Origin of the sequence: Lentilactobacillus hilgardii DSM 20176 = ATCC 8290 (assembly GCF_000159315.1) — a bacterium.
Lineage (GTDB): Bacteria > Bacillota > Bacilli > Lactobacillales > Lactobacillaceae > Lentilactobacillus > Lentilactobacillus hilgardii.
On record NZ_GG669996.1, the window covers coordinates 66,516 to 87,522 of the forward strand.

Here is a 21,007-nt window from a genome sequence, read left to right on the forward strand (position 1 = left end):
TCTTTCAATAATTGGAAACTCAGCTGTTTTAAAAGCCGATGCGGTTAATAATTTATCGGGAATTGTTTCAACTTTGCTATTAATCATCGGTCTATGGATTGCTAGAGGAAAAAAACGTGAAAGAAGTAGTGACTTTAATGAAACATATTTGAGAAATCCCAAGCGACAATTATCTAAATTAAAATTTGAAACTGTATTTAATATAATAACGGGTACAGTTATTTTTATGCTATCATTAAAAATTGTATTTTCTGGTTTTAATGGTTTATTGATTGACAAGAAAAATATCCCCGAGTCTATGACTGGAATTGGTGCTATAATAGCAAGCTTTGTAATGCTATTTGTCTGGTTATTGAATAAAAAAGCTGGACGTAAATTTCATAATGCAGCATTATCGGCTGCTGCTAAAGATAGTTTGGGGGATGCAATAACCAGCATTGGCACTGGCGTAGCAATTTTTGCTAGTTTACTTTTTCAGATTAATTGGTTAGATAATGTATCTAGCATAATTGTCGGACTTTTTATTCTAGCGTCTGGAATTAGTATTATTAAGGAAAATTCACGTAACCTTACTGATAGCATTGACGCTGAGCTTGAAAATGAAATTAAAGCAAAAATAAATGATTTTTCTGATGTTAATAGGGTGTACGGTCTTAAGGCTCATTATAGTGGAAATTTATTATTTCTTGATGTAACAATTGCTTTATTGCCTACAATGAGTGTTTTGAATAGCTATTACTTATGTGAAGATATTGAAGCAATGCTTAGAAAAGAATTTGGTATTATTGATACAAATATAACAGTAATTCCCTATATCCCCAAGAATGTATAGATAACACATTTGGGGGAGAATTGGGGGATATCAAGCAAAGGATCCAATAATGACACTGTTTTAGCTAGAATGTGCACTAATGGTAATGTTTGACCTGCCTGTTGAAACGAATGAGGAATGGCGAGCTTATCGGAAGTTTCGCAAAGCATTGATTAACGTGAGCTTTTTCTATTTACAAATTGATCCTATATAATAGGCAACGTTCTATTAGTTCGTAGAAATCACTGATGGTTTGATCCGAATACAGACGCGGCTTTAACTGGTCATCAAGATAGATCACACCGTTAATGTATTCGATATATAAATTTTTATCCCTAAAGTAGGTTTCTTTTCTCATGTTTATCACCTCTATAATATAGATACGATAAAACGGCTAATTCACACCGAATAAAACAAAAAATAGAGTATTTGTGGAACAAATATGGAACATGATTCTCTAGATACTGTTATATAGGCAAAAGGCGTTACTACTCTTAAGTAAGAGAGTTAGAATCGGCTTAAGTTAGAAAATAAAAAGCGCATTGTATCAGTACTAATTACTGATGCAATGCGCTTTTGAATTATCTTGAAGGTAACATTGTTTTTTAGTTAATTGAAGCCAGTATAAAGGGATAAAATGCCCAAATGTATAAAATAACATGCAGAATATAAATTCTCTGCATACTACAAATAAGAATGAAATGATAAAGGCTTACCTAATAATATTTAAGGGCGTGCGTATTGATTCCCACGGGCAGCCCGAGTTGCACCATTAGCAGTGGCTTGAGTCTCACTTACATATTGATAATTAGTTGGGTTGGTAACTCGAGAATAATATTTTTGACTGTCAGATACAAAGACCATGCCGGCTGCAGCAACTGTCCACTGGCCCTCCTTAGTTGTTTTATTAGTGGCTTGACTTGTTGTACCTGTGGTCGTTTGACTACTTGTGGTTTGGTGTTTTGAAGTGCAAGTCGAATTTCCATGATAATCGCCATTTGAATAAGAAGATTGATTCTTTTTTGTGCGCGAGTTGGGGCTGGTAATTGGTTTAGCATTGCTACTACCGTCATTGTAATTGATCTTGATACCTTCCACAGAATTGATAACAACAATTTCGGTATTGAGGACATCATCCGAGGACTTTATGTTTACAATGGATCCGCGAGGGATATTTTCATTTCCCTTGTAGACCGGAGTGGTTTCATAGTCAATTGTGTTTTTAGTCCCGGGATAATTGTTCCAGTAATTTTCGGCTGTTTCCTCCGCATATCTCATGCCACCGCTTTGATCCGCACCAACATTTTGAGGTCGAGTTCCCGTAGTGAAATTATATTCAGACGTATAGGATTTACTGCCTAGTAAACTATCAGCGATTGAATGGCTACGGTTGTATAGATAACCATGATAAGTGCGTCCAGTGAGGCAATAATTGATTGCAACTTTTGGATTGCTTGAAGGCCAAGCTGGAGGAGCTAGCGGTTCACCTTGTCGAGAGCCTTTGGATGATTGATACTCGGCATACGTTAATACTGCTCTGGCAGTGGCAGAACGTCCCTGTTTGTCTTTAGTAAAACGGTAATCGCCAGCCTTTAAATGACTAAAACCGGTAATGTGTGCCTTGCCGTTCACCCAATAATAGTTACTGGTTGGACCAGCAGATTCTTTATCTGTAGCCGTTACTAATTTTTGAGAAATTGCGCTATGATGTTGCGTATTGGAACTGGTTGAATTTGATTCAACTTGTTTATGGCTTGAATCTGAATTGTCAGACTCTTTGCTGATTGCTGTTACTTTGGATGAATGATTTTTAGAGGAGAGATTTGCTTGGCCATTTCCGCAGGCTGAAAGTAATCCACCAGTTAATAATATAGTTACAAAAATAATTATGTACTTTGGGATAAAGGTGTATCCCTTTTTATTATTTTGATGCACAATGATATCCCCCAAATATTAAGCCCTGTCAAAGGCGTTTTCAGCTTTTATAGTCTTCAGTGTCTGGACAATTGTTTTAGTTTAAGCATCCCCTTGTAGGCTTTGATCGTCTCTTCTAGCGATAATTACTGTGAACGCGTTGAAAACACGATTGATTAATAATATTGTCTTGTTAATAATTATATCAATATATAAAAGAAAATAACAATTCTTTATGATACTTGTTTTGTAGTTGATCAACAGCAAAAGCGTTGGCTGAAAAAAGAATTGATGAGAAATGTAGACAAAATCGCACTTTTTTCGACTAAATAACTGTGACCGGTTGGAAGTAAATGCCACTTTGAGTGCTAACAAATAATGTCAGAGATGGTGGGGATAATTCAGGCATCGAATGATGTTTAATTCTAGAATTTAATATTGTGAAGATTTATTAACCAACTAATAAGCTTGCAACAAATTCGGGCATGATCCCTTGTTATCCATGTCATTAATTGGCATAATAAAACAAGATATCTATATTTGGGGTGAGTTAATTGGCAAAGTTAAAAGCCTTTCTTGATAAACGGATGACAATTATCAAATTGTTATTTGTGTTTTCCGTTTTAATTTTCGTTGTTCGACAATTGGCAAAAATCGTTCGGCAAATTAATGGTGAAGAGTTTAAACAAATTTTAGCGAATCAGTCAGATCTATCACTTTTGCTAATGCTGATAATTGGTTTTGTTTCGATATTACCAATGCTGATTTATGATTTTTCGATTGTAAGATTTTTACCAACCAAGTTTTCTCCATGGTACATTGTTAAAAGTGGTTGGGTCGTCAATACCTTTACCAATCTGCTGGGGTTTGGCGGCTTACTTGGTGCAAGTCTTCGAGCTCATTTTTATGGTAAAGGGGCATCTCGTAAGCAAATTCTTTATGCAATTTCAAAGGTTGCTTTATTTTTAATTTCAGGTCTATCGCTTTTGTGTTTTGTGGCCTTAATCATGATTTTTGGATTTGGCATTGGTCAAGTCTTCTCTCATTACTGGATATGGCTTTTGGGTGGCGCAATTTATTTCCCTGCTGTTTTTATTTTCACCAAACTGAACCAATCCGATTTTTTTCACGATCTTTCGACCAAGCAGGAATTTGTTATGGCAACCGGATCATTATTAGAGTGGTCAAGTGCTTTGGGGTTCTTTGTCCTAGTTGGTTACTTGATGGGGCTACCCATCGATTTTGCAGCAGTAGTTCCTATTTTTGTGGTCGCCAATGTTGCCGGAGTTGTTTCGATGATTCCTGGAGGCCTTGGTTCATTTGATATCTTTATTATCATCGGTCTTGGATTTATTGGTGTTGGTCGGAGTGATGCTTTGGTCTGGATCCTGCTTTATCGGACATTTTATTATTTAGTGCCCTTTGTGGTCGGATCAGCGCTCTTTGTCCATGATACTGGGAATAAGATTAATACCTTCCTGGACAATCTACCCCAAATCTTAATTCGACGATTTGCACAAATTCTGTTGACAATCTTTATGTATTTCTCAGGGATTATGATGCTCTTATTTGCGACTGTGCCCAATGTTGTGATTGTTAACCGACTTTATATTCGACTATTTCCATATTCAATTTTCTTTGTTAGCCATATTATGAATATTATTGTGGCATTTTTATTGATTGGTTTAGCAAGTGGCGTATGGGCGCGGACAAAACGTGCTTTTTGGCCAACTGTGATTGTGCTAATTATTTCAGTCTTAAATACATGGTTTAATGAAGCGTTCACTTGGCGGATGGTCACGTTATTTCTTCTTATTCTGGTTCTTCTTTGGTTATCAAGAAAGGTTCTTTACCGAGATCGAATGGCTAATTCATGGGGTGTGTTGCTTTTTAACGGATCATTGTTTGTCACTACCTTTATCGGTTACACGTTGGTTGGAATTGCAGCAAATCCACATACGCCGTTGCATTTTGACAAGGCATATCTTTTTCCATCGCAAGCAGCTTGGTTGGTTGGCTTTGTTGGCTTGGTAATTGCTTTGTTGGTACTATTTGCTGTTAATCGGTATTTGTCCGCTGATCGGCCGTCGTGGCTGTACGAACCATTTGATGCTGAACGTGTTCGAAATGTTATTAATAAGTTTGGTGGAAATGAAAATAGTCATCTTGCCTTTCTTCGTGATAAACAATTATATTTTTATCAGGAGAATGGTCAGGATCAGGTTTTCTTTATGTTTCGGAAAACAGCGGATAAGATTTTGATCATGGGGGAACCTGTTGGAAACAAAGGTAAAATGATGACCGCTATTGACCACTTCATGACGGAAGCTGATAAACAGGATTATAAGCTGCTATTTTATGAAATTAATCAAGATTTAACAATGCGACTTCACGAAAGCGGATTTGATTTTATTAAAACCGGTGAGGATGGATTAGTTAATTTAAACGAATTTACGCTTAGTGGTAAGCGTCATCGGGGCGAACGTGCCTTAATGAATAAATTTAATCGTGAGGGGTACCAGTTCGAACTTTTACAGCCACCATTCGATCAGACACTAATTGGTAAATTAAAAGTAATATCTGATGAATGGCTCGATAATCGACCTGAAAAGGGCTTCTCACTTGGCTTTTTTGATGAGACGTACTTAAATGAGGCACCAATTGCAGTCATGAGGGATCCAAACGGCGAAATTGTTGCCTTTGCAAATCTTATGCCGGATGGTAATCATGAAATCACGTCAATTGATTTGATGAGGTCTTCGTCTAAAGCACCATCCGGTATTATGGATGGCATTTTGGTCAATTTATATCATTATTCCCATGAGGAAGGGTATCAATACTTTGATTTGGGAATGTCACCTCTTTCCAATGTTGGAACATCTCGCTTTAGCTTTACTCAGGAAAGAATCGTACATTTAATCTATGAATATGGATATAATTTATATAGTTTTGAAGGATTGAGATCATATAAAAATAAGTATGTTGATGAATGGAAGCCTAAGTACATTGCTTATTACCGTGGAAATTCACTTGCATTTTCAGTCCTTCAAATTCTGCCAGTGGTTAACAAGCCACAAAAACGGATCCGAATAGGGCTGTTTAAATGGCTGGTTGCCGATTAACTGTTGGAGATTTTTTAAGCAACTGTTCTCTTGAATTTGGATCCCAAGCAAAAAAACAGTTAGTGCATTGAAACTTGCACTAACTGTTTTTTGCTTGTTAATGATTAAATTGAACTTGAATGCTCTCATTCGGTTTGGTAAATGCGTAAAAAATGCGGTGACCGTGATGATTGATCAAAGATAGCTTTTTACCTTTAATTTGTGGTGCAGTCTGATCCTTTTTTAAGACACCATAAACGAAATTATTAATGTGTTTCTGGTTTACGTTATTTTTCAATTGGAATGGCTTATTAAAATCATGATTTGTGATTTGATTGATATGATAGCCTTTTGTAGAATATCCTCCAAAGACTCTTTGCCGAAATTGAACAATTAAATTGTTATTTTTTGTAAATCCCAATACAATTTGATCGCCGTGTCTGTCTGCTGATAATGCAACAACGCTTTTTTTATCAATGGTTCGACCACTTTGATCTTTTGCGATTTGATTCATAATTATTTGAGGATTCCTGTTGTGAAGGAGCAGATAAGCCGATGTAGACAAGCTCAATACTAAAAATATTAAAATAATTGATGGAAGTTTCCAATGAACGGAATTGTAGGTGGCCAAACGTTGCAAGAAAATGCTCCTCTCAAACTGAGTTGTCCTCAAACTAATTTTGTTATCTACCATGCATTATAAAAAATAGTTATGACTTTTTTGTGAATGATATGTGAACAGAATGTGACTATGTTCATGACTAACTGAGTTAAAAGAGATGGTTGGTCAAAGATTCAGGGACAAAATGAGTTAAATTATTTGTAGTCTTGCCTCTATTATTTCGCTAAAATAGTTTTAATATCATCTGCTAATTGATGATACTGAGTTTCATAATAGCTTTGCTGTTGAAAGACCATACTAAGCGTTCGCGTAATATCAAAACTAGTTAAAGGGAGCTGAACTAATTGGTGGGTTGAAAGCTTTTCGGTGAGTAATGATCGATACATAAAGCTAATGCCCATATTTGCTTGCAGCAGGCTGATAATCGTTGACATGTCACCTATCGTAATGATTTTAGAAAAATCCGATACCGAATGATTCACCATTGCCAACCAATCTTCCAGAATTGATCGTGTCCCTGATCCAACCTCTCGAAGTAAAAGCGGAAATTTTAAACACGCTTTTAAATCGACCCTTTTTTGATTAGCCAGTGGATTTTGAGGATTACATACAGCAATAAAATCATCTTTAAAAATTGGAATAGAATCATAATCTGAAAGCTTGAAGTTGCCTTCAACTAGTCCAAATTCGATTTGGCCATTATCAATTTGCGTTAGAATTTGATCGGTATTGGCAACTAGGCAATCAATATTAGTGAACTTCGGTGCAATATGTTTAATGAAATTTGGTTCTACGATAGTGTTAAAAGATAAGGTAGCGCCAAATTTAAGTGATCGTTTATCATTAGGTCTCTGTAGATGTTGCAAAAGCTGATGACTTTTAATCCTGACATTTTCTATATACTTGGCTAATTCCTTACCGGCAGAAGTAATAATCAGATTTGGTCGTTCATAGCGAACTAATTCAATTTGAAGATCCTTTTGCAAACTTGCTATTTGTTGAGTAACTGCCGGTTGAGTGATGTATAATTTTTGGGCCGTTTTTGTATAGGATACAGTTTTTGCTAAAGTTAAAAATGTTTCATATCGTCTGTCAAGCACAATAAAATCTCCACCATAATAAGAATTATTTATATTGTTATTATACATTATAATTATCTATAATCGCTGATTTCTGGTAATATTTTACGAGTAAATCACGTTTGGAGGTAAACAAATGAAAAATTATGGTGTGTTAAGAACCAAAGGCTTCTTTACTGCGTTGATTCTGACACTCATCTGTGCATTAATGGGGAATTTCTTAGGGAGTCAGCCTTATCTCAGCTTAATTGGCGCGTTGGTTATTTCATTGATATTAGGAATGGTATTTCAAGTTTTTAAGCGACCGATTGAAACGTCCAAAGAGGGAATCGGGTTTATTTCCAATAAATTTCTACGCTTAGGAATTATTTTACTGGGCTTCAAATTGAATTTAATTGATTTAGCCTCAGCCGGGGTGAAGACAATCCTTTTAGCAGTGGTGGTCGTGACCGGAACTGTCTCGATGACCTACTTTATTGCAAGAAAATTTGGTGTGGAAAAAGAATTAGCCATTTTATCTGCAAGTGGAACAGGGATTTGTGGTGCCGCTGCCGTGATGGGAATTTCTCCTCAAATCAAAGTTGCTGAAAGTCAGCAGGCAAGGCAACGTGAGAACGAAGTACTCGCCGTTGCCGTTGTTGCCATTTTAGGAACGGTATTTACTTTGATTGAAATTGGAATTAAACCACTGCTTCATTTAACACCAACTCAATTTGGCGTTATGACCGGTGCTTCGTTACATGAAATTGCCCATGCAGTGGCGGCGGGAAGTTCAGGCGGACCAATTAGCTTGGATACTGCAATTATTACTAAATTATCCAGGGTATTGATGCTGGCTCCTGCTGCTCTAATAATAGGTGGTTGGTATCAGAAAACCAGTCCGTTGATTGCTGGTCAAGAAAAAAGGCATTTACCAATTCCTTGGTTTATGGCGGGATTTATTATTGCAAGTGTGATAGGAACATTTTTACCAATTGGTTCGGCAACGTTAGCCCTTTTGGTTAAAGCTGCCTATCTGTTCTTGGGAATGGCGATGGCCGCTCTTGGAATGAGTGTTAATTTCCGTGTGATTTTCCAACGAGGAAAAAATGTGTTTTTGGCAGCATTTATATCGTCAGTTATTCTACTGATGTTTACAATTGTTGTAGGCAAAACATTCTTTTAAAATAAATGATTTCTATATGGTTAAATTGGTGCATGAACAGTGGCTGATTTAGCCATTTTTATTTGGTCTTTTTTCTTTTTTGGAAACTAAAAAATTTGATATGATGGCCGACATATTTCTCAAAAAAATGGCTTCTTTTGAGAAATTTACTGGACTTTACCAATCTAAGAATATTTAAAGGACAAAAAAATTAAGCGCTTCCAAAACTTTGTGAAATTAGCATTGGATAGTGCAATGAATACTGATACGTCAGGCATGTTGCTGATAATATTATTGAGCAATCTCTAACATTGTATTAAAGATGCAGTTGACAACGCTATCAAAATGAGGTATTTTGTATTTGAGTAAAATTTACTAAAATAATTGTAAAGGGATGAAATTCATGCTTTCTTCTGATGTAAAAAAAGTATTTAATGATAAGTTCGGTTACAATTCCAGCCGAGTATTCTTCTCACCTGGTCGAATCAATTTGATTGGTGAGTACACTGATTTTAATGGTGGTCACGTTTTTCCATGCGCAATCAGCATGGGCATTTATGGTGCGTACGGTGCACGTAAAGATAATAAAGTTCGAGTATTTTCTGCAAACGTTGCTGATCAAGGAATTATTGAATTTTCGTTAGATGATTTAGCCTACAGCAAAGCCGACGGGTGGGCAAGCTATCCTAAAGGAATGATTGCGCAGATCATTGACCATGGTCACAAGCTTGATCATGGATTTGACCTTGCAGTTAATGGTAATTTACCAGATGCTGCCGGTCTGTCCTCCTCAGCTTGCATTGAATTATTGACTGCTGAAATTGTGAATGATGTTTATGAATTCAATATTGATGAAGTGGAGCTTGTTAAATATGGCCAATTAGTTGAAAACAGCTATCTTGGTCTTCAAACTGGGATTATGGATCAGTTTGCAATTGGAATGGGTAAAACTAATCAAGCAATCTTATTGGATACTAATACTTTAGATTACGAATATGTTCCCGTTGAAATGGGCGACAGAGTGGTCGTTATCATGAATACGAAGAAACACCGTGAATTGCAGGACTCCAAGTATAATGAGCGTCGTGCGCAATGCGAAGAAGCATTAAAAAGGCTGCAGACCAAATTACCGATTAAGACGCTTGGTGATTTAAGTGAATCGGAATTTGATGAAAATAGTTATTTAATTAACGATGATATTTTAATTCGTCGTGCGCGTCACGCTGTTTTTGAAAATCAACGAACATTAAAAGCTAAAGATGCATTGGTTAATAATAATCTGGAAGAATTTGGTAAATTAATCAACGCCTCCCATATTTCACTACACTATGATTTTGAAGTAACGGGTAAAGAGTTGGATACATTGGCAGAAACTGCTTGGAAGCAACCAGGGGTTATCGGTGCACGTATGACCGGCGCCGGATTTGGTGGCTGTGCTATTGCAATTGTTGACCGCGATAAGGTTGATGCGTTTAAAGAGAATGTTGGCAAAGTTTACGAACAAGAAATCGGTCATCCGGCAGAGTTCTATATTGCTGAGATTTCTGATGGTCCAAAAGAGATTAAGTAGTTAATTGAGAAGGAGAGGATATTAAGATGGCAATTTTAGTATTAGGTGGCGCCGGCTACATCGGCTCACATACTGTTGACCGGTTAGTTGAAAAAGGGTACGACGTAGCAGTTGTTGATAATTTGGTAACCGGCCACCGTGCCGCAGTTAACCCCAAAGCACGTTTTTATGAAGGCGATGTTCGGGATAAGACCTTTTTGAGTGGGGTTTTTGATAAGGAAGATATTGAAGGTGTTATTCATTTTGCCGCATTTTCAGTTGTTCCTGAATCAATGGAAAAGCCGTTGAAGTATTTTGATAATAATACCTATGGCATGATTAGCTTATTAGAAGTGATGCATGAGCATAACGTTAAGAAGATTGTTTTCTCATCAACCGCTGCTACTTATGGCGAACCAAAACAAATTCCCATTAAGGAAACCGATCCTCAAGTACCAACCAATCCATATGGTGAAAGTAAACTTGCTATGGAGAAGATTATGCACTGGAGTGATGTTGCTTACGGTATTAAATTTGTCGCTCTTCGGTACTTTAATGTAGCTGGCGCTAAGCCGGATGGCTCAATTGGTGAAGACCATCATCCTGAAACCCACTTAGTTCCTATTATTCTTCAAGTTGCAGCTGGTGAGCGCGATCAATTAACTATTTTTGGCGACGACTATGATACTAAAGATGGGACAAATGTTCGTGATTACGTTCATGTCGTTGATTTGGCAGATGCTCATATTCTGGCTTTGAAGTATCTTCAAGCCGGACATGACAGTGATGCCTTTAATTTGGGATCCTCAACCGGATTTTCTAATAAAGAAATGCTTGAAGCTGCCCGAGATGTCACAGGGAAGCCAATTCCTGCCAAAATGGGACCACGTCGTGCAGGAGACCCAAGCACGTTAATTGCAGCAAGCGACAAAGCTAGAAAAGTTTTAGGCTGGGATCCTCAATTTGATGATGTTCATGAAATTATCAAGACAGCTTGGAATTGGAAAGAAACCCATCCAAAGGGTTATGACGATAGGAAAGGAAACTAGGGAGAATGAGTGAGTCAGCAGTTGAAAAATTTGTCGATTTAATTATTAAATCGGATTCACCGTACAAAGATGTTGACCGAATTTATGTCATCAACTTAGTATTTCGGTTAATTGGGGATGGTTTTGGTAATACTACTAAAAATAGTTCACCGATTGATTTGGCCAATGAATTGGTTCAACTTGCCATCAAGCACGGAAGAATCCAAGATTCTATTACAAATCGTGAAATTCTTGAAGACCAGTTGATGGACTTATTGACCCCGATTCCCTCTAAAGTAAACGAGATCTTTTGGAATGACTACCAACAGTCACCTGATAAGGCAACTGATTACTTCTATCAACTTAGTCAAAATAACGATTATATTAAAACACGAGCAATTGCTAAAAACATATCTTTTAAGGCTGAAACGGATTATGGTGATTTAGAAATTACCATTAACCTGTCAAAACCGGAAAAGGATCCTAAGGCGATTGCGGCAGCAGGAAAGAAAAAAGCGACAGGGTATCCTGTTGGTCCTTTAGCCATTGAGAATGAAGGTTATTTAGGTCGTTTGGGTTATGCTGCAAGAAGCAATCACCGAGTTATTAGAATGGTGATTGGTGGTCAGCCGTGGGGCTTTCAGTACTCTCCGTATGCTTATTTCGGTGAACATGCCATTTTTCTGAACCAAAAGCATGTTCCGATGAAAATTAATCAGCAGACCTTCATCAATTTAATGGATATTATTAAGCAATTTCCACACTATTTTGTTGGAAGTAATGCGGATTTACCAATTGTGGGTGGTTCGTTACTTGCGCAAGACCATTATCAGGGAGGTCGGCACAATTTTCCAATGATGAAAGCTGGGATAGATCGACCGGTTGACTTGGGGATTGAAGGGTTGAAGGCAGGCATCGTGAGGTGGCCGATGGCAACCATTCGTCTGCAAAGTGAAGATGCAAATAAGGTGGTTGTAGCAGCTGCGAAAATTGCTGATACCTGGAAGGTGTATTCTGATGAGACGGTAGATATTCGTGCTTATACTGATGGTGTTCGTCATCATACGGTCACACCGATTGCGTATAAAAGGGGTGATCAATTTACATTGGACGTTGTCCTTCGTGATAATCAAACTTCAGACCAGTATCCGGACGGGATTTTTCATCCTCATCAAGATGTTCAACACATTAAGAAAGAAAATATTGGTTTAATTGAAGTGATGGGGCGAGCTATTTTACCTGCACGACTAAAAGCCGAAATGAAAGAAGTCCAAAACTATTTGATTGGTCATGATAATCAAATGGCAGATTACCATAAGTCGTGGGCTGATGAACTGAAAACGCGTTATGACTTTACTCCAGAGAACGTCGAGAAAATTGTCGATAAGGAAATCGGCTTGGTATTTGCTAGAGTACTTGAAGACGCCGGTGTTTATAAGTGGAACGATGAAGGTCAACATGCATTTGATCTCTTCATTCAAAAATTGAAATAATTATCTATATGATTTAATTAGAAAAGAATGTTACCGGGCTTGATGTTGGTCTGGCAGCGTTCTTTTTGGTATAGTAAACTTAAAGTGGCATGTAAACTGGTGATCCTGTAACATTGACGATCATCTTAATTTAACGCTGGCATGCAGACTCAGGAGGCTTTCTTGTGAGATTTATAGTTTATAATGTTCGGGACGATGAAATCCCGTTTATTGAAAAATGGGGAAAAGATCATCAGGTTGATGTTACATCAACGACAACGACGTTAAATACAGAAACGATTAGTGAAGCGCAGGGATTTGACGGTATTTCCTGTCTGCAAACGATCCCTTATTCAAGGGAATTGTTCGACTCTTTTCATCAACTTGGGATTAAGTATTTGGCGTTGAGGAATGTCGGAATTGATAACATTGATATGCAGGCTGCTAAAGATAATGGGGTTTTAATTACCAATGTTCCTGCCTATAGCCCGGAAAGTATTGCCGAGGTTGCGGTTATGATGGCCCTTTATCTCTCTAGAAAAGTTGGTTATATGCGACAACAATTGCAAGATAAGCATGAATTTCACTTTTCATCAGAATTTATGGGGCGTCTAATCAGTGAACAAACTGTTGGCGTTATTGGAACGGGTCGAATTGGTCGTCATGCTATTCAATTGTTTCGGGGATTAGGTGCCAAAGTCATTGCTTATGACAAGTATCCTTTAAAATCAACAAATGGCGAATTTGAGTATGTCGATCATTTAGAAGATATATTTGGACAAAGTGACATTATTAGTTTGCATATGCCGGCTACGCAAGATAATTTTCATTTATTTAATCATGAAGTTTTCGAAGCAATGAAGGATAATGCTATTTTAATTAATACTGCCCGAGGGTCAATTGTAAATACAGGCGATCTTATTTTTGCTTTGGAAAGTGGTGAAATTGCAGCGGCTGGAGTTGATACTTTAGAAAATGAATCGGCCGACTTACAAGATTCGCGCTCTACGAAGAAGATTACTGATTCTGATTTAATTAAGCTGTCAATGATGCCAAATGTCATTTTGACACCACATTCGGCCTTTCACACAACTGAATCGGTTAAAAATATGGTGACCATTTCATTAAACAATTTAAAGGTAATGTTTACGGGTGGAAGACCCAAAGATATTGTTGGCTGATTTTTTAAAATAATGATTGGGTAAGCGAGGCAAGTGATAAATAGCAAGACAAAAAGAGGAATCCCTTGAGATTCCTCTTTTTGTCTTGCTATTCTTTTAAAATAATTGACTATCCACCAATATGCAGGTTAAATGTCGTAATCACTATCGGACATAGATTCAACATTACCCAATAAGTACCCGTTTCCAACCTGTGAGAAGAAATCATGGTTGGCTGTTGAAGTCGAAATACCGTTCATGACAACCGGGTTGACGTCTTCTGCAGTGTCTGGGAAAAGGGGATCTTGACCCAGGTTCATCAAGGCTTTGTTAGCGTTATAACGAATAAATACCAGTACGTCATCGGTCCAACCGGTTTGATCATATAATAGGTGTGTATACTTTTCTTCGTTTGCATAAAGCTTATAAAGTAAATCATAAAGCCAATTTTTTAAATCTTCCTGTTTTGTTTTTGGCAATTGGTTAAAACCTATTTGAAATTTGTAGCCGATATAGGTTCCGTGGACAGATTCGTCTCTGAGAATCAGCTTGATGATTTCCGCGACATTTGGGATTTTGTTATGGCCAAGATACCAAAGTGGGGTATAGAAACCTGAATAAAAGAGAAAAGTTTCCAAAAAGACACTGGCTATTTTTTTCTTTAATGGATCCGGGTTATTTTCGTAAATATCACGAATCTTAAGGGCTTTGTTTTGAAGAAATTCTTCTGTATCACTCCAATCAAAAATCTCATCGATTTGTTCGGGCGTGTTTAGCGTTGAGAAAATTGATGAATAACTTTTGGCATGAACAGATTCCATGAATTGAATGTTATTCAGTACCGCTGTTTCATGTGGTGTTTGAACGTCTTTTCGCAGTGAGGCCATCCCTTCTTGTGATTGTAAAGTATCTAATAAAGTTAGGCCACCGAAGACATGACCAACCACCCATTGATGGTCTTGGTCCAGTGTACGCCAATCAGACAAATCGTTTGAAAGAGGAATTCGGGTATCCAGCCAGAATTGTTCGGTTAATTTTTCCCAGGTTGCTTTATCGATCTGATCATCGATTGCATTCCAATTGATTGCTTTATAGTTTTCAGTCATTATTAACTTCCTTTTATCTTACTTAAACTTCAGGATAACTCACTAAATAACACAACTTTCACATTGATTTGAACCGACTTCCTGCTGATCATCTGTAAAAGTTCGAATGTAGTAAATTGATTTGATTCCCTTGCGATGGGCATAATTTCTTAGAATATTCAGATCTCTGGTAGTCATCTTGTCAGTTCGACCATTTTTCCATTCGTACAGGCCTTCTGGAATGGTTGAACGCATGAAGAGGGTCAGTGCCATCCCTTGATCAACATGTACCTGAGCAGCCGCGTAAATATCAATGACTTTACGCATGTCCATATCGTAGGCTGAAGTATAATACGGCATCGTGTCATTTGAAAGATAAGGAGCGGGATAATAAATTTTACCGATCTTTGATTCCTGACGCTCTTCAATTCGATTAATAATTGGATGAAGACTGGCAGTTGTGTCGTTAATATAAGAGATTGAACCGTTTGGCGCAACGGCAAGCCGATTTTGATGATAAAGGCCGTCTTCCATAACAGCCTTCTTTAAAGCCACCCAATCTTCGTTCGTTGGGATTGTGATGCCATGGAATAATTGCTTAACCTTATCTGATTGCGGTGCGTATGAATGATTTAAATATTTATCAAAGTAGGTGCCATCTGCGTATTTGCTTTTTTCAAAGTTGTCGAATGTTTGATGCCGTTCTTTAGCGATCTTGTTAGAAGCAACCAAGCTCCAGTAATTTAACAGCATGAAGTAAACACTAGTAAATTCGATTGATTCAGGAGAGCCGTAATGCATGTGGCTTTTGGCAAAGTAGCTATGGAGTCCCATAGCACCCAAACCAATGGAATGGGATTCACGGTTTCCGTTTTGAATTGAAGGAACCACGTCAATATTAGAGTGGTCGGTTACAAACGTCAGGGCCCGGACCATTGATTCAACTGAATGGCCAAAGTTCGTTGCGTTCATCATGTTGGCAATGTTTGTGGAACCTAAATTACAGGAAATATCTTTTCCCAGTTTGATGTAATGCTGCTCGTTATCAACAGTTGAAGGTGTTTGTACTTGTAGAATTTCAGAGCAAAGGTTGCTCATGACAATTCGGCCGTCAATCGGATTTTCACGGTTGGCAGTATCGATATTGATGATATATGGGTAACCGGATTCCTGCTGCAGTTTGCTGATTTCGGTTTCAAGGTCCCGAGCTTTTACTTTAGTTTTCTTAATCTTGTCATTGGCAACTAAATGATCATATTCTTTTGTGATATCAACATATGAGAATGGTACTCCATATTCGCGTTCGACGTCATATGGGCTGAATAGGTACATGTCGGCATCGGCTTTTACGAGTTCGTAATACTTATCAGGGACAGTCACACCAAGTGAGAGTGTCTTCAACCGAATCTTTTCATCCGCATTTTCTTTTTTGGCACCAAGAAACGAAATGATGTCGGGATGAAAAACAGATAGGTAAACGACACCGGCTCCTTGACGCTGACCGAGTTGATTAGAGTAGGAGAAACTATCCTCCAACAACTTCATGACCGGGACAACACCGGAAGCAGCGCCTTCAATATGCTTAATTGGATCACCGGCCGCACGTAAATTAGAAAGGTTAATGCCGACGCCACCGCCAATTCTTGATAGCTGAAGGGCAGAATTAATTGTTCGACCGATCGTGTTCATATCGTCGGTTGATTGAATTAAGAAGCATGAAACAAATTCACCACGATTTTGCCGACCAGCGTTTAAAAAACTTGGGGTCGCCGGTTGGTAGCGTTGATGAATAATTTCGTCAGCTAAGTTCATCGCAAGTTGTTCATCCCCGTCGGCAAAGAAAAGCGCATTGGCAGCAACGCGATCCAGGAAAGACTCCAAGTATTTATCGTTATCGTTTGTTTTTAAAGCATATTGCGCGTAAAATTTATAAGCCGCCATAAATGATTTGAAATGAAAATCTTGATCTTTCAAGTATTGATAAAGTTTCTCAATAAATGAAATGGGATATTTCTTGATAAATCCCGCTTCGTAATAATGATTTTCAATAAGATAATCAAATCGATCCTGCAGGCTGTCAAATGTCATCAAATTGGGAGTGACATTTTGCTTAAGAAAGGCTTGGAGAGCCTGCTGATCCTTTTGTAGAGGGATTTGGTTATCAACGGGGATGTTAATTTCGTTATTTAGATCGAAATATGTAACATCCTTAAGATTATGAAGAGACATAGTGAGACCACGCTTTCTGTAATTTTGCGAATAAAATAAGCGAAGCCAAAATTGGTTCCGCCCGTTTAAAATTAATCAGTATGTTAAAATGGACAAAGATTATCCGGCGATTCTTTGAAGTTCATCAGGACGGAATCCACTAAACGCTTGCTGTCCATCAACATCGACTACTGGTAAAGCCAGGAAACCTTTATTTTTAAGATAGTCTACGTATTCTGGCTGCTCATTGATATTGTGCTCTTCAAACTTAACATGATGTTCTGCCAAGTAACGCTTTGTCATTTTACACTGCATACAATTATTTTTTGAATATACTGTTACCTTTGCCATATGGCACACCCCGCTTTAATCATTTCTTTTTTAATTTATGATTCCAGTTTACACTAAACTTACAAAAAATCAACGGATTAACACAATATATTGTGATGATAAAAAATGTCAATACTAAATGTGGTTGATCCTTGTTAAACGTTAATTTAAGGAGTTTTTTCATGGATAAAAATCAATTTTATTATTCAAAGCATCCAGATGTCAAATCTGAACCGATTACTTGGGAATACGCACTATTAGGAAACAACTTTGTGTTTACTTCAGACAACGGAGTGTTTTCAAAACACCGAGTTGATTATGGCAGTCGAGTATTGCTCGAAAATGTGGACGTTGAGAATATTCCGGATGGAAATATTTTAGATATGGGTACCGGATATGGGCCGATTGGTCTGGCAATTGCAAAGATTCAGCCCGACAGAGTGGTTGACATGGTAGATGTTAATGAGATTGCCTTAGCATTAGCAGAAAAGAATGCTAAGGCTAATGGCATTTCAAATGTTCGAATTTTTGCCAGCAACAGCTATTCTAACATTAAAGACAACTATGCAGCAATTGTGACCAATCCGCCTGTTAGAGCAGGAAAAAAAGTCGTGGACGATATGATAACAGGAGCGGTCTCACATTTAAAGCCCAATGCCACGCTGACGGTTGTTCTGCAAAAGAAACAAGGCGCGCCTTCCGCCAAAAAATTAATGACAAAGGTTTTCGGTAACTGTGAGATTGTTAAACGAGATAAGGGTTACTACATCCTTCGTAGTGTTAATGAGTAATCGATTTAATTGAGAGGTTCGAATGAGTCAAAATAAAGACGAAAGATTTATGAAAATGGCGTTGATTGAAGCACAAAAGGCATACTTGATTGGTGAAGTGCCGATTGGAGCAGTCATTACCCAAGATGGGCAAATCATTGGTCGAGGGCACAATTTACGTGAGCACCTAAATGACGGGGTCGCCCATGCAGAGATTATGGCAATTGAGGAAGCTTGTCGTTATCTGAGGAGTTGGCGACTCGTTGATTGTGAACTTTATGTGACGATTGAGCCTTGCCTGATGTGTTCGGGGGCAATTGTCAACTCTCGAATTGATAGAGTTGTTTTCGGAGCCCGGGATAAAAAAGCGGGAGCGGTTAGAAGCCTTTACAGAGTTCTAGAAGATTCACGATTAAATCATAATGTTGAAGTTTTTGAAGGAGTCCTTCAACCCGCATGTTCAAAGATTATAAAAGACTTTTTTAAGGCTGCTCGAAAAAGAAAAAAACAGAAGTGACTGGCTTTTTCTCTGAAAATACGATATGATAGTTATTGCCGCAAGGCCCTGAGGCAAGGGTCGGGTTACGAACTGTGTCAGGTCCGGAAGGAAGCAGCACTAAGTATCACCGACACTGTGCCTCTTGTTTATGACTATTAGACTCCCAGCAAAGAAATATTGCTGGGAGATTTTTATAATTTGGATTACTTGAGTATGGATCGTGTCTTGAATGAACACCGTTCATACTTTTTGTTTGGTCATCATAAACACAGCTGATTATTTTTAATTGGGAGAGTGTATTGACGACTCAAACAAATTAAGATTTTCGATAAGCTTGCCCAAAACAGGGCTAATTTGGTTGGCAATTCCGGACGATTCAGCATATAATTGTTTAAGTATTTTAACCACTGCTTACGGGTTTATTGTCAGAGTAATTAATGATTCTAAAGGAGGATCGGAAATGAGCTATCAGGCATTATACCGGGTTTGGCGACCCCAACGTTTTGATGAAATTGTTGGCCAGTCAATTATTACCCAAACACTGAAAAATGCAATTTTAACAAAACAAATCAGCCATGCCTATTTATTTACCGGTCCTCGAGGAACTGGTAAGACGTCTGCTGCAAAGATTTTTGCCAAGGCAGTTAACTGTCATTACCTTGAGGACGGTGAACCTTGTAATAAGTGTGAAACTTGCAGGGCAATTAACGAGGGCAGCCTGAGTGACGTTATTGAAATTGACGCGGCTTCTAATAATGGTGTTGAGGAAATTCGCGACATTCGTGACAAGGTTAAATATGCGCCAACGAAGGCTGATTATAAAGTTTATATTATTGATGAAGTGCATATGTTGTCTACGGGTGCGTTTAACGCACTTCTAAAAACATTGGAAGAACCACCTGCAAACGTTATTTTTATTTTGGCGACAACGGAACCTCATAAAATTCCGGCCACCATTATTTCTCGAACGCAAAAATTTGATTTTAAGCGGATTAGGCCAGAGGATATTTTGGAACGAATGGCCTACATCCTTAAACAAAAGAACATTGAGTACGATGATAAAGCATTAAAACTCATTGCAAAAGCAGCCGAAGGCGGGATGCGGGATGCTTTAAGCATTCTTGATCAGGCTATGTCATACGGCGATGATAAGGTGACCTATGAAAACGCCCTTCAAGTAACCGGAAGCGTAACAAATGAATTATTGACAACTTATGTCGAGCAAGTGATTAAAAAGGATACGAAAAATGCTTTGATTACCGTTCAGAAGGTGCTTGATAACGGGAAAGATGCTAGTCGATTTGTTGAAGATTTAACCAGTTATTGCCAAGACATTCTTTTGTACCAGCAGGATCCACAAATCGTTGAGCAGCTGGAACTAGGGATGGTTGATGATAAATTCAAAGCATTGAGTGACCAGATCAGCGATGAAGAAATTTATCAAATCATTAATGAATTAAACGAAATTGCTAATTCATTGAGATACACGGCTCATCCAGATGTTTATTTACAGGTTTTGACGGTTAAAATCACACACCTGAAACAGCTTGAGGACGTTTCAACGACTACTTCAGTCGATAATGCCGACGAAAATGGTAAAATTAAGATGTTAACCGATAAAGTTAATGAACTTCAAAGGGAAATCGAACAACTTAAGAAATCCGGTCCGGCTGATGAGGCGTCTCAAAGTCAGCAAATGGTTAAGCCAAAACCCATTGAGGCTAAGTCTGGGAATGCACGCGTTGAATTAGCCAAGATTTATCCGATCTTGGGAAGGGCTACCAGGCAGAGTCTCAATGAGTTTCAAGAGGTTTGGCCGGATTTGATGAACGCACTGTCTGTTACACAACGAGCAGTGATGCATGTCTCCAAACCGGTTGCGGCCAGCCCAGATGGTGTGATTGTATCATTTGAATATCCGATTTTCTTTCAAAAAGCGCAGGCTAATCGAGAATTATGTGATGCCTTGGAAAATAATTTGGATCGAATTGCCGGTAAAGCACCCAAAATTGTTTTCGTGCCGGATAATCAATGGCCGAAAATTCGGAAAGATTATTTAGCTAGTCACAAGGATGAGCTGAAGGGTAAGCAAAATACCGATCCAAAGAGTCAGGAGACGCCCACGGAAGATGAAAAGATCGATCCGGATTCAAACGATCCCAAGCCGATCGTAAAAAAAGCGGAAGAGTTATTCGGTAAAGACATTCTCGATATTAAAAATGATTAAATAGTAGA

The 21,007-nt window shown here is 38.1% G+C and carries 16 protein-coding genes, 1 other RNA gene and 1 pseudogene; 12 read left to right on the forward strand and 6 right to left on the reverse strand.

What is annotated here, in order from left to right; all coding sequences use genetic code 11:
- Positions 1-832, forward strand: an 832-nt coding sequence (locus tag HMPREF0519_RS10960; RefSeq protein ID WP_003636218.1) for a cation diffusion facilitator family transporter, incomplete at its 5' end; no start/stop codon positions are given.
- 79 nt (positions 833-911) lie between these two features.
- Positions 912-1,010, forward strand: a pseudogene (locus HMPREF0519_RS13435) (CRISPR-associated endonuclease Cas2); the annotation flags it as partial.
- 527 nt (positions 1,011-1,537) lie between these two features.
- Here HMPREF0519_RS13435 and HMPREF0519_RS10965 read toward each other — a convergent pair.
- A complete protein-coding gene (locus HMPREF0519_RS10965; protein WP_003636220.1) occupies positions 1,538-2,761 on the reverse strand; it encodes a DNA/RNA non-specific endonuclease in 1,224 nt (407 codons plus the stop codon).
- Positions 2,762-3,279: 518 nt separating this feature from the next.
- On the opposite strand from HMPREF0519_RS10965, the gene mprF reads away from it, so the two are divergent.
- Positions 3,280-5,847, forward strand: a complete 2,568-nt coding sequence (mprF, locus tag HMPREF0519_RS10970; RefSeq protein WP_003636223.1) for a bifunctional lysylphosphatidylglycerol flippase/synthetase MprF — start codon at positions 3,280-3,282, stop codon at positions 5,845-5,847.
- A gap of 97 nt (positions 5,848-5,944) precedes the next feature.
- Here the strand turns inward: mprF and HMPREF0519_RS10975 are convergent, their stop codons facing one another.
- Positions 5,945-6,340, reverse strand: coding sequence for a hypothetical protein (locus tag HMPREF0519_RS10975; RefSeq protein WP_225428950.1), 396 nt, complete (start codon positions 6,338-6,340; stop codon positions 5,945-5,947).
- Positions 6,341-6,663: 323 nt separating this feature from the next.
- Positions 6,664-7,548, reverse strand: coding sequence for a LysR family transcriptional regulator (locus tag HMPREF0519_RS10980; RefSeq protein WP_225428949.1), 885 nt, complete (start codon positions 7,546-7,548; stop codon positions 6,664-6,666).
- Between the two features lie 115 nt (positions 7,549-7,663).
- On the opposite strand from HMPREF0519_RS10980, the gene HMPREF0519_RS10985 reads away from it, so the two are divergent.
- The 5 genes from HMPREF0519_RS10985 (at position 7,664) to HMPREF0519_RS11005 (ending at position 13,901) form a co-directional block, all read left to right on the forward strand.
- Positions 7,664-8,692 (forward strand): YeiH family protein, encoded by a 1,029-nt coding sequence (locus HMPREF0519_RS10985; RefSeq protein ID WP_003636225.1) that lies wholly within the window; start codon positions 7,664-7,666, stop codon positions 8,690-8,692.
- Positions 8,693-9,074: 382 nt separating this feature from the next.
- Positions 9,075-10,241 carry a galactokinase gene (locus HMPREF0519_RS10990; RefSeq protein WP_190870465.1) on the forward strand — a complete coding sequence of 389 codons (1,167 nt, stop codon included), beginning with the start codon at positions 9,075-9,077 and terminating at the stop codon, positions 10,239-10,241.
- A 26-nt stretch (positions 10,242-10,267) separates the two neighbouring features.
- Positions 10,268-11,269 (forward strand): UDP-glucose 4-epimerase GalE, encoded by a 1,002-nt coding sequence (gene galE, locus HMPREF0519_RS10995; protein ID WP_003636229.1) that lies wholly within the window; start codon positions 10,268-10,270, stop codon positions 11,267-11,269.
- Positions 11,270-11,274: 5 nt separating this feature from the next.
- A complete protein-coding gene (locus HMPREF0519_RS11000; RefSeq protein WP_003636232.1) occupies positions 11,275-12,741 on the forward strand; it encodes a UDP-glucose--hexose-1-phosphate uridylyltransferase in 1,467 nt (488 codons plus the stop codon).
- Between the two features lie 164 nt (positions 12,742-12,905).
- Positions 12,906-13,901, forward strand: coding sequence for a D-2-hydroxyacid dehydrogenase (locus HMPREF0519_RS11005; RefSeq protein WP_003636235.1), 996 nt, complete (start codon positions 12,906-12,908; stop codon positions 13,899-13,901).
- Between the two features lie 128 nt (positions 13,902-14,029).
- Here the strand turns inward: HMPREF0519_RS11005 and nrdF are convergent, their stop codons facing one another.
- From nrdF to nrdH, 3 genes are all read right to left on the reverse strand, one after another.
- The gene (gene nrdF, locus HMPREF0519_RS11010; RefSeq protein WP_003554662.1) at positions 14,030-14,986 is read right to left on the reverse strand and encodes a class 1b ribonucleoside-diphosphate reductase subunit beta; all 957 of its coding nucleotides are present in this window, start codon (positions 14,984-14,986) and stop codon (positions 14,030-14,032) included.
- Between the two features lie 42 nt (positions 14,987-15,028).
- Positions 15,029-17,194 carry a class 1b ribonucleoside-diphosphate reductase subunit alpha gene (gene nrdE / locus HMPREF0519_RS11015; protein WP_003561024.1) on the reverse strand — a complete coding sequence of 722 codons (2,166 nt, stop codon included), beginning with the start codon at positions 17,192-17,194 and terminating at the stop codon, positions 15,029-15,031.
- 99 nt (positions 17,195-17,293) lie between these two features.
- Positions 17,294-17,524 carry a glutaredoxin-like protein NrdH gene (gene nrdH, locus HMPREF0519_RS11020; RefSeq protein ID WP_003561022.1) on the reverse strand — a complete coding sequence of 77 codons (231 nt, stop codon included), beginning with the start codon at positions 17,522-17,524 and terminating at the stop codon, positions 17,294-17,296.
- A gap of 161 nt (positions 17,525-17,685) precedes the next feature.
- Here nrdH and HMPREF0519_RS11025 point away from each other — a divergent pair, with 161 nt between their 5' ends.
- The 4 genes from HMPREF0519_RS11025 to dnaX all read left to right on the forward strand — a co-directional run bounded on the left by HMPREF0519_RS11025 (position 17,686) and on the right by dnaX (position 20,999).
- Complete coding sequence (locus tag HMPREF0519_RS11025; protein WP_003636240.1) at positions 17,686-18,294, forward strand: class I SAM-dependent methyltransferase; 609 nt, start codon at positions 17,686-17,688, stop codon at positions 18,292-18,294.
- Between the two features lie 22 nt (positions 18,295-18,316).
- Positions 18,317-18,790, forward strand: coding sequence for a tRNA adenosine(34) deaminase TadA (gene tadA / locus HMPREF0519_RS11030; RefSeq protein ID WP_003561020.1), 474 nt, complete (start codon positions 18,317-18,319; stop codon positions 18,788-18,790).
- Between the two features lie 45 nt (positions 18,791-18,835).
- Positions 18,836-18,922: signal recognition particle sRNA small type (ffs, locus tag HMPREF0519_RS13110), an RNA gene on the forward strand.
- Positions 18,923-19,232: 310 nt separating this feature from the next.
- Entirely contained in the window at positions 19,233-20,999 is a 1,767-nt protein-coding gene (gene dnaX / locus HMPREF0519_RS11035) for a DNA polymerase III subunit gamma/tau (RefSeq protein ID WP_035462855.1), read from the forward strand.
- Positions 21,000-21,007: the final 8 nt, after the last annotated feature.